The 9,817-nt window shown below is 65.6% G+C and carries 9 protein-coding genes; 7 read left to right on the top strand and 2 right to left on the bottom strand.

The window, feature by feature from the left end:
- Nucleotides 1-93: 93 nt before the first annotated feature.
- The 7 genes from KAY22_RS19895 to KAY22_RS19865 all read left to right on the top strand — a co-directional run bounded on the left by KAY22_RS19895 (nt 94) and on the right by KAY22_RS19865 (nt 8,800).
- The gene (locus tag KAY22_RS19895) at nt 94-939 is read left to right on the top strand and encodes a TIGR00266 family protein (protein WP_296624997.1); all 846 of its coding nucleotides are present in this window, start codon (nt 94-96) and stop codon (nt 937-939) included.
- A gap of 64 nt (nt 940-1,003) precedes the next feature.
- Nucleotides 1,004-2,653: a M28 family metallopeptidase gene (locus KAY22_RS19890; RefSeq protein ID WP_296624996.1), complete on the top strand. Its 1,650-nt coding sequence runs from the start codon at nt 1,004-1,006 to the stop codon at nt 2,651-2,653.
- 284 nt (nt 2,654-2,937) lie between these two features.
- Entirely contained in the window at nt 2,938-3,471 is a 534-nt protein-coding gene (locus tag KAY22_RS19885) for a DUF4402 domain-containing protein (RefSeq protein ID WP_296624995.1), read from the top strand.
- Between the two features lie 60 nt (nt 3,472-3,531).
- Nucleotides 3,532-4,116, top strand: coding sequence for a DUF4402 domain-containing protein (locus KAY22_RS19880; protein WP_296624994.1), 585 nt, complete (start codon nt 3,532-3,534; stop codon nt 4,114-4,116).
- A 78-nt stretch (nt 4,117-4,194) separates the two neighbouring features.
- Nucleotides 4,195-5,088 (top strand): hypothetical protein, encoded by an 894-nt coding sequence (locus KAY22_RS19875; protein WP_296624993.1) that lies wholly within the window; start codon nt 4,195-4,197, stop codon nt 5,086-5,088.
- Between the two features lie 29 nt (nt 5,089-5,117).
- Nucleotides 5,118-7,805, top strand: a complete 2,688-nt coding sequence (locus KAY22_RS19870; RefSeq protein WP_296624992.1) for a hypothetical protein — start codon at nt 5,118-5,120, stop codon at nt 7,803-7,805.
- On the top strand, nt 7,802-8,800 hold the full coding sequence (locus tag KAY22_RS19865; protein WP_296624991.1) for a DUF4402 domain-containing protein: 999 nt from the start codon (nt 7,802-7,804) through the stop codon (nt 8,798-8,800). Before KAY22_RS19870 ends, KAY22_RS19865 begins: the two co-directional genes overlap by 4 nt.
- A gap of 26 nt (nt 8,801-8,826) precedes the next feature.
- On the opposite strand, the gene KAY22_RS19860 is transcribed toward KAY22_RS19865, so the two are convergent.
- Both KAY22_RS19860 and KAY22_RS19855 read right to left on the bottom strand, forming a co-directional pair.
- A complete protein-coding gene (locus tag KAY22_RS19860; protein ID WP_296624990.1) occupies nt 8,827-9,411 on the bottom strand; it encodes a 2OG-Fe(II) oxygenase in 585 nt (194 codons plus the stop codon).
- A 56-nt stretch (nt 9,412-9,467) separates the two neighbouring features.
- The coding region (locus KAY22_RS19855) for an S-adenosylmethionine:tRNA ribosyltransferase-isomerase (RefSeq protein WP_296624989.1) at nt 9,468-9,817 on the bottom strand (350 nt) is incomplete at its 5' end.

The raw sequence follows: 9,817 nt of genomic DNA, 5'->3' as shown, positions 1-9,817 counted from the left end.
AGGCTGCCCCCCCTTGCCCCCTCCTGATTCGCGCCATTGGCCGGGCGCCGCCGCATGGTAGAAGCAGGCCATCCATTTAGCGCGGAGTTTTCAATGTCTTTCGATAGCCCCTGGGGCCAGCCGCAGTCGCACCATCGCAGCGCGAGCGTGTCCGACGACATCGATTTCGAGATCAAGGGCCAGGAACTTCAGTTCGTCGAGATTGAACTCGATCCGGGCGAGAGTGCGGTCGCCGAAGCCGGTGCGCTCGTCTGGAAGGACGGCAGCATCAGCATGACGACGGTGTTCGGCGACGGCAGCGGCGGCGCCAATGAAGGCTTCATGGGCAAGCTGCTCGGCGCGGGCAAGCGGCTCGTCACCGGCGAAAGCCTGTTCACCACGGTCTTCACCCATCAGGGCCAGGGCAAGGCGCGCGTCGCCTTCGCCTCGCCGACGCCGGGGGCGATCCTGCCGATACGGCTGGCCGATTATGGCGGGCGGCTGATCTGCCAGAAGGACAGCTTCCTCGCCGCGGCGCGCGGCGTGTCGATCGGCGTCCATTTCCAGAAGCGCGTGATGACCGGCCTGTTCGGTGGAGAGGGTTTCATCATGCAGAAGCTCGAAGGCGATGGCTGGGTGTTCGTCCAGATGGGCGGCACCGTGGTCGAGCGCGAACTGGCGGCGGGCGAGGAAATCCATGTCGACACCGGCTGCATCGCCGCCTTCACCCCCAGCGTCGATTTCGACCTGATCACCGCCGGCGGGGTCAAGAGCATCTTCTTCGGTGGCGAAGGCCTGTTCTTCGCGCGGCTGCGCGGCCCCGGCAAGGTGTGGATCCAGTCGCTCCCCTTCTCGCGCCTCGCCGGCCGGATGATGGCCGCCGCAATGGGCAGCGGTCAGAACCGTGGCGAAGGCTCGGTGCTCGGCGGCCTCGGCGACATCATCGGCGGCAACCGCTGAGGCGGGCCTCTTCCCAGCTTTAATGTATAGACAAATACTCTCCCCAGACAGGATGCCCCCGCTCATGCGCAAGATGCTCACCGCCCTCGCCTGCTCGATCTCGCTCATGCCGGTCGTTTGTGCCGCTGCGACGCCCGCTCCCGCCTTCGACCTGCAACGCTATGCGCAGGACGTGAAGACGCTCGCCGACGACAGCTTCGAGGGCCGCGCCCCGGCCACCGAGGGCGAGAAGAAGACGATCGCCTATATCACCGCCCAGATGAAGGCGGCCGGGCTGCAGCCGGGCGGCACCGGCGGCGGCTGGACGCAGGACGTTCCGCTGCTCAAGTCCGACATCGTCGGATCGCCGAAGCTGAGCCTGCGCATCGGCGATGCCGCGCCCCGCGCGCTGACGCAGGGCGAGGAGATTGCGGTGCGCGCCGCGATGACCGGCCAGACCGAGATCCGGCTCGCCGGCGCGCCGCTGGTGTTCGTCGGCTATGGCGTGAAAGCGCCCGAGCGCGGCTGGGACGATTTCAAGGGCGCCGACCTCAAGGGCAAGATCATGGTCGTGCTCGTCAACGACCCCGACTTCGAAGGCGGCGAAGGCGATTTCGGCGGCAAGACGATGACCTATTATGGCCGCTGGACCTACAAATATGAGGAAGGCGCGCGACAGGGCGCGGCCGGCGTCCTCGTCATCCATGAGACGGCCCCGGCGTCCTATGGCTGGGCCACCGTCAAGAACTCGAACACCAACACGATGTTCGACATCGTCCGGCAGGATCCGGCCTCGGCCCACAGCCCGATGGAGGGCTGGATCCAGCGCGACATCGCGGCGGAGCTGTTCAAGGCATCGGGGCTCGACTTCGAGGCGATGAAGGCGGCGGCGCGGCGCAAGGACTTCAAGCCGGTCGCCCTGAAAGCGACGCTCGACGCCGACTATGCGGTTAAGCCGGAGAAGATCGTCAGCTACAATGTGCTCGGGCGCCTGCCCGGCAAGGGCCATCCCGACGAGACGGTGATCTATTCGGGCCATTGGGACCATCTCGGCGTGGGGCTGCCCGACGCGCGCGGCGACCGCATCTATAATGGCGCACGCGACAATGCGACGGGGATCGCCGCGCTGCTCGAACTGGCGCGGACCTTCGCCAAGGCGCCGCGCACCGACCGGTCGATCGTCTTTCTGGCGGTGACCGCCGAGGAGAAGGGCCTGCTCGGTTCGACTTACTATGCGGCCAATCCCGTCTATCCTGCGGCGAAGACCGCCGGCGTGATCAACATGGACAGCATCGTCGGCGGCGGTCAGGCGCGCGACTTCTCGATCTCGGGCGTGGCGAAGCTGGGCCTGCTCGACATGCTGGTGGCGCAGGGCAAGGCGCTCGGCCGGACCTTCGTGCCCGATCCCAACACGCAGACCGGGGCCTTCTTCCGTTCGGATCATTTCCCGATGGCGAAGGCAGGCATTCCCGCCGTCTCGTTCGAGCCCGGGATCGACCTGCTCAACGGCGGCGTGGCGCGGGGCAATGCGCTGGCGGAAGCCTATGTGAAGGACCGCTATCACCAGCCCGCCGACGAATGGAGCGACGACTGGGACCTGTCCAACGTCGCACCCGACCTGACGCTGCTGTACGCTACCGGACGGACGCTCGCAGACAGCCGGATCTGGCCGGAGTGGAGCGCAGACTCGGAGTTCCGCGCCGAGCGCGACGAGAGCGCGACACTGCGCAAATAGGCAGCTTATAGGCCGTTCCTGCACGCTGTGCGCAGCAGGAGCGGCCGCCCTTCGCATAAAGCAAAACGGTTCATCGACCGCCAGCACCGGGCAATCGTTAGAATCCCGTATCGAAAGCAACGTGGTTAGTGTATTGCTAACCACGGTTGACGCGACGGAAGTCTTGCAGCCGTACACAGCGCCAAGTCGGTAATTTTCCGAAGGGGCAAGGATCAGATCGGGGCGGGGGCTCCGACTTTGTCTCCCAAGGGGTTGTAGTTGCATCGATTATTTGGGGGGTTATCATGAAGACGATAGCGAAGCTGCTCAGTGCGATAGTCCTGACGACATCGGTCGGTGGAACCGCTTTTGCTCAGGCAAGTGATTCGGAATCGACCACCAGCTCGGTTCGCATCATCCAGCCGATCGCGCTCACCAAGGTCAACAATCTGGCCTTCGGTACGGTCGTCCGCCCCGCTTCGGGCAGCAGCACGATCACCATTGCGACCTCCTCGGACACGCCGACGGTGGACAGCGGCACCGCCGTTCTGGTCGCCGGCGGCACGCGGACCCGCGCATCCTATACCGTGACCGGCGAAGGCGCGCAGACCGTTGCCATCACCGTTCCCGCCACCGTGGTCATGACCGACGGCAGCAACAACATCACGGTGACGCTGACTCCGGAAGCCACGACCGACACTCTGTCGGGCACGCTCGGCACCACCGGCAACTTCTCCGGCGACGGTACGCTCTATGTCGGCGGCAGCTTCAGCGTGAGCAACACGACCGTTAGCGGAAATTACAGCGGTACCTTCTCGACCACCGTCGCCTATAACTGACGGATCGCCGCCCCGGCCCGCGCGATACCCGCCGGGCCGTGGGACAGGCGTCGAGGACCGATGATGATCCGCTCGGGGACAATCTTCGCGGAGATGCTGCTCCTGTCGGCGGCGCTGGCGCCAGCCGCATTCGGGCAATCCCAGTCCGGTGCCTCCACCGATGCCGGAGTGACGATCATTCAGCCGGGTGGCGTCACGGCCGAACAGTCGGTGGTCATCGGTGCCGTGACGGTACCGCTACTGACCAATATCGGAACCAGCGTGGGATCGACGTCCCTCCCCCTTCCGTCGGGCTTCTCCGCCGCCCCGCGTATCAGCCTGGGCACCGAAGCCGCAGAACAGATCGCTCAGGGGATCAGCCCCGGGCTGTCCAGCCAGGCAAGTTTCACCCTGCTCGGCGACCCCGATCAGGTGGTATCTATCAGCGTCCCCCAGACTGTGTCGCTGCTGCGCCTGAACGGCCAGGGGGAAGTGGAATTCACCACCACCACCAGCATAGCCGGTGGCGGTGGCACACGGCTGGTCGCCTTCGGCAAGGACAGCGGCGCACTGGCGTTCGACGTGGGTGGTGCCCTGCAACCCAATGCCTCTGCGGAAGCCGGCAATTATGCGGGCGTCTTGGTAGTTGCGGTCCAATATAACTAGTATAAACCTAGCTCCGGGAATGGGCTACGGGCAGCGGGGATGCAGTTGAACAGGATGCAGGCCAGGCGACAAAAGAAGGTGTCGCACCCGATCGCCGCACTGTTCCTGTCGGCCTGTCTGGTCCAGTCCGCTCCGGCCTGGAGCCAGGGCGCGGAGCCTGCGATTTCCGGCGGCGTCGCCAGCGTCAATCTCAATCCGAAACGCGTGACCTTTGACCGCCTGGGAAAGTCGGCGACGATTTCGGTCGCCAGCAGCAGCGGCACGGGATCATTCGACGTCGAATTGATCGACCGCGTGATGCTTCCCGATGGGCAGATCGTCCCGGCGAGCGACGCAGCGGGCAAGCCCGAACTCGAACGGCTCAAATCGGCGAAGGCCTATCTGGTCGCGACCCCCCGGCGAATCAGGGTAGCGCAGGGCACCGGTCAGACGATCCGTATTCGCGCCGCTTCGACCAGCGAGGTTCCGCCGGGCGAATATCGCACGCATCTGACGGTCACCGGAATCCCGCCCGCAGACAGCGGGCTGACCGCTGAGGAGGCCGCCGGGCGCAAGGAGGGCGAACTGTCCTTCCGGATCAATTCGGTGCTCGCCCTGTCCATACCCGTGATCATTCGCGTCGGCCCGGTCGACATCCGCGCCGCGATCGAGAAGGCAAGCATCGGCTTTGAGAATATCTCGCCCGACGGGCAGGCGCCGGCGGTCCGTACGGCTATTTTGACACTGGATCTCGTGAGGCAGGGGGCCAATTCGCTATATGGCGATCTCGAGATAAAGGGGAGCAGGACGCAGGGGGAGGAGCCGATCGGCGCGGTGCGCGGGATCGGCGTTTATCCGGAGATCGAGCGACGATATGTCCGGGTTCAGCTGACGCGCCTTCCAGCGCCCGGCGAACGGCTCGACATAGAGTTTCGCGACGACGACACATCGCCGGGTAAAATCCTCAGTAAGGCCTCCGTCGCCGCCCCGTGAGGCGGCCGCCGACCACGGCGTTCCTCTCCATGATGGCTGTCTCGTTGCTCGCTCCTGCGCCTGGGGAAGCGCAGCCCGCCGGTTCGGCCACGCTCGTCGACTATATAGAGCCCGCCGGAAATCCGCTCGACGAGAATGAGCTGCTGCTGGTCGAGGTCGTGCTCGATCGCCTCAACATTACCGACTCACTGCCGGTCTATGCCTCGCAGGTCGGACTGCTGATTCCGGTCGGTGAATTGTCGCGGCTGCTCGATGCCGATCTGAACGTGCAACTGGGCGAGAAGCGGATCGTCGGCACGATAGGCGAGGCTCGGCGGTCGGTGGTCGCGGATCTTCCCACCGGAGTGGTGCGGGTCGACGGCAATCTGCAGCTGCTGCTCGCCGGCGACATGGTGGTCGGCGCCAACGACATTTACGTCAGGACGTCGCTGCTGGAAAAGCTGCTGCCCGTTCGCGTCCGGCTGGACGAAGCCGCGCTGCGTCTCGAGCTTATCGCGCGCGAACCGCTGCCGATCCAGTCCCGGCTCGACCGGCTGGCAAAGCTGCGCGGATTGCGGAACGGAGCCAGCACGCCCAACGACGTCTATCATGTCGACTCCCCGCCGGCATTGGTAACCCTGCCCAGCTTCGACATATTGGTCGAGGCCGGTGCGCAAGAGCGCCCGCCCCCCTACCCCTACCGGTACGACGTCCGGGCAGGCGGCGATCTTCTGTACAGCAATTTCCAGGGCTATGTCGGCTCGGACCAGAAGGGCCGCCCGGTGACCGCGCGCATGATGCTGGAACGGCGCGACGCCGAGGGCGAAGCGCTCGGACCGCTCGGCTTCACCCGTGCTTCCGCCGGCGACATCTTCACTCCGGCCCTGCCGCTGGGCGCGCGCAGCCTTGCCGGACGCGGCGTGTCGCTGAGCACCGCGCCGCTGACCCAGACCAGCATATTCGGCCGCGTCGACCTGCGCGGCGAATTGCCGCTAGGCTATGATGTCGAGCTCTACGTCAACGACGTGCTGCGCAGCGGCCAGTCGACACCGGTCCAGGGGCGCTACGAGTTCCGAGACGTACCGCTGCAACGCGGCGTCAACATCATCCGGATCGTCGCCTATGGCCCGCGCGGCGAACGCACCGAGGATGTGCGCGTCGTCAATGTCGGCGGCGGCCAGCTCGAACCGGGCCAGTTCATCGCCGATCTGGGCATCGCGCAACAGGAACGGACCGTGATCCGCTTTCCATCACGCGACTCCAACGTCATCGCCAGTCCCGGCGTCGGCGACATGCGGGTGACCGCCAACATGGCCTATGGCCTGACCGAAAATGTCACGCTGGCCGGCGGCCTGGCCAGCTATTCGCCCAGCGGCGCCGGCGAACGGCTATTGGCCACCGCCGGGGTGCGGACCTCGATTGCCGGCGTCGCGACGCAGATCGACGGCGCGGCCGACGAACGCGGCGGGACGGCGGTCGCGCTGGCCCTCGCCGGCGAGTGGATGAAGGTATCGACGATCGTCCGCCATTCCGAATATGGCGGCGGCTTCGTCGACGAGACGATCCCTCGCGGGGGCGACGGCCGAGCGCTGCGGCGGTCAAGCGAGCTCAACCTCGACTGGCAGCTGCGGCCATCGCGCGGCTTTGCCATTCCCTTCTCCTTCCGCCTGACGCGGGACCAATTTGCCAATGGCGACCGGAACTGGGCGGGCCTGCTGCGCGCCTCTGCCCCGGTCGGCGGCCTCTATCTCTCCACCGGCTTCGACTTCGAGCGGACCGAGCCCGTCATGGGCAGTGCGGTCAACCGCCTGTCGGGTCTGGTCAGCCTGTCTTCCTTCGCGCTGTTCCAGTGGCAGTTGCGCGCGGCGGTCGATTATCAGCTGCTCCCCGATCTGCGCCTGGGCGCACTCTCCCTGATCGCCGATCGCGATATCGGCGAGAGCACGGCGGTGCGCATCGGGCTGGGACAGAGTTTCCAGGGCGACCGGGACAGCACGATCCAGATTTCGGCGATCCGTCGCCTGCCTTTTGCGGATCTGTCGCTCGACGCACAATATAGCCGACCGCGCAATGACTGGCGGCTGGGCCTCCAACTCGCATTCAGCCTTGTTCCCGATCCCCTCGGCGGGGGCTATCTGCCGCGCAGGCCCGGCGCGGCATCGGGCGGCAACGCCGCGATCCAGGCGTTTCTCGACGACAATGGCAATGGCCGTTTCGACCGGGGCGAAGAGCCGATCGCGGGCGTGGTGACCAGCGGCTCGGGCGGAGAAGAGATCGTCACCGACGACAAGGGCCGCGCCCTTGTCACCGGCCTCGGCTATGGCACGGTCGCGCAGGTCCGCACGAGTCTCGACAATGTCCAGCTCGACAATGTCGCCGGGCCGCCGCCGGTGGCGGAATTCACGCCTCGCGCCGGCACCGTTGCTGTTATACCTTATCCCGTCCAGGCGAAGGGCGAGGTGATGATCACCATCACCGTCGGGCGCGGGGATCGAAAGGTGGGGCTTTCGGCTGTGATGCTGCGTGTCGTGAACGAGAATGGGGAAGCGCATGAGGGCCGGACGGAGTTCGACGGCAGCGCGCTGTTCGATTCATTGCGGCCGGGCACCTACCGGCTGGAGATCGAGGAAACCCAGGCCCGCCGACTGAACATGCGGCTCGTCGATCAGGTCAGCTTCACCATCGGCCCGCAGGGTGGGCCAGCCCCCGACATTCAGACGATGGTGGTTTTCGAATGAGCCGCGGTTCCATCCCGCTGGCGTTGCTCGGGCTTGTCGGGGCAACGGGCCAGCCGGCATTTGCGCAGACTTACACCGTCAACGGGATCAGCCCGATCACTGCCTATGGCGAGGTTGCTTCCGCCGTATCGGGCACCACGGTCTTCGCCCAGACCAACACGACGGTGACCGTCCAGTCCGGCGGCGGCGCAAGGATCAAGGGCACCGTCCGGCGCGCCACGGTGACGATCCGCTGCGCCGGGAGCGGCTCCCCCAACAGCTGCACGGTAGCGGGCAACCGGGCCAGAATACGCGTCGGCGCGTTGAGCAGCACCGGGCGGGCCGGACTGATTCAGGAGTTCACGGCCGTCACGGGAACAGGGACGATCAGCGGAACGACGACAGGTTCGCTGCTCGATTTCACGATGACCGGCTGGACGGGGACCGGGAACCTGACCTTCCTGCTCGACACCAAATTGCCGGTCGCGGGGAATGATACGGGCGGCGCGACCGGTGCCCAGACCAGCACTTATTATGTCTATGTCGCCAAGGATCCTACAATCCCCACGACAGGGTCGACGGTGGCGACGACCATCACCATCAGACGGCCACTGCAGATGGCGAAGGTTTCGGACCTCAGCTTTGGTACGCTGGTCCGGCAGCCATCGGGCACGGCAGGCTCGGTGGTCGTCAACAACAGCACCGGCGCACGGACCATCACCGGCAACGCCAATCTCATCGGCCTGCCCAGCCCCGCTCCAAGTCGTGCGCAGTTCACCATCACGGGCGAACCCAGCACGACCTATGCGATAAGCTATTCGCCTACAGGCAATATCGTGATGTCGAACGGGGCCAGCACCTTGAGCGTCACGACGTCGAAGACCGCGACCGGCAATCAGACGATGCCGGCGTCCGGCACGCTGACCCTGGGCGTCGGCGGCACGATCAGCGTGCTTTCGACCACGGCGCGCGGCCAATATTCGGGCAACCTCACGGTAACGGTAACCTACAACTGACGGACCCCCGATCGAAATCCGGCGCCTCAGCCACGATAGTGGGCCGGCTCGCGCGTATACCAGGTGCTGAGCGTCACGCGATCCCTCCCGACCACCGGCCGAACGCCATGCGCCGCGCGCTCGTCACTCGGATAAAAGACGAGGCTGCCCATTTTCGGGCGTGAGACATAATGCCCCCCCTGCCCATTGCGGATGAAGGTCTCGCCACCCTCGAAATCATCATTGCAATAAGTGACTGCCGAATAATGGCGGAAGGCCAGCAGCGGATCATCGCCGGGATAGCCGTCATCCTTATGTTCGGCCATCGCCTTGCCGGGCCGCCAGCGGACGAGATCGGTGAAATGCGGATAGACCACCTCGCGCTGGCACAGGCAGATCAGCTGGGCGACCATAATGCGATAGGCCCCGATCGCCCGGCGCAGTTCGCCCATATCCCAATGATCGAACGAGAAGGTGTCGCCCGCATGCCATGGCAGGCGCTGATCGCCCTCGGCAGGACCATGCGCTGCCGTCCGCTGTTCCAGCAAGGAGCAGAGCTGCCGGCAGAGCGCCGGATCGAGCGCCTCGTCAAAGCGGTGGATGAACGGACTTCCCGTGTCGATCTTCTGCACGCTGCCCCCCAATCCCCCGAATGCCCGTTCCTTGCCCGTCCAGCGTCCCCCGTGACCTAAGGCAGAAGGAGCGAACTGTCCCCGTAGCTGTAGAAGCGATAGCCCTGGGCAATCGCATGGGCATAGGCCGCCTGCATCCGCTCCCGGCCCATCAGGGCACTGACCAGCATGAACAGGGTCGACTTCGGCAGATGAAAATTGGTCATCAGCCCGTCGATCGCGCGGAAGCGATAGCCTGGCGTGATGAAGATCGACGTGTCGCCGGCGAACGGGCGGATTACCTTGTCCTCGCCCGTGGCGCTTTCCAGCAGCCGCAGGCTGGTGGTGCCGACCGAGATCACCCGGCCACCGGCGGCGCGGACGGCGTTGAGGCGGTCGGCGACGTCGGCTTCGATCCGTCCCCATT

This window comes from Rhizorhabdus sp., from assembly GCF_018006725.1.
In the GTDB taxonomy this organism is placed as follows: domain Bacteria; phylum Pseudomonadota; class Alphaproteobacteria; order Sphingomonadales; family Sphingomonadaceae; genus Rhizorhabdus.
Note: the sequence above shows the minus strand (reverse complement) of the source record. Positions and strands in the feature narration are given on the sequence as shown.

What these genes read in the sequence shown, in the direction of transcription:
- KAY22_RS19870 (WP_296624992.1), top strand. Translation starts at nt 5,118, where the DNA reads ATGATGGCTGTCTCGTTGCTCGCTCCTGCGCCTGGGGAAGCGCAGCCC.
- KAY22_RS19895 (WP_296624997.1), top strand. Translation starts at nt 94, where the DNA reads ATGTCTTTCGATAGCCCCTGGGGCCAGCCGCAGTCGCACCATCGCAGC.
- KAY22_RS19890 (WP_296624996.1), top strand. Translation starts at nt 1,004, where the DNA reads ATGCGCAAGATGCTCACCGCCCTCGCCTGCTCGATCTCGCTCATGCCG.
- KAY22_RS19885 (WP_296624995.1), top strand. Translation starts at nt 2,938, where the DNA reads ATGAAGACGATAGCGAAGCTGCTCAGTGCGATAGTCCTGACGACATCG.
- KAY22_RS19865 (WP_296624991.1), top strand. Translation starts at nt 7,802, where the DNA reads ATGAGCCGCGGTTCCATCCCGCTGGCGTTGCTCGGGCTTGTCGGGGCA.
- KAY22_RS19880 (WP_296624994.1), top strand. Translation starts at nt 3,532, where the DNA reads ATGATGATCCGCTCGGGGACAATCTTCGCGGAGATGCTGCTCCTGTCG.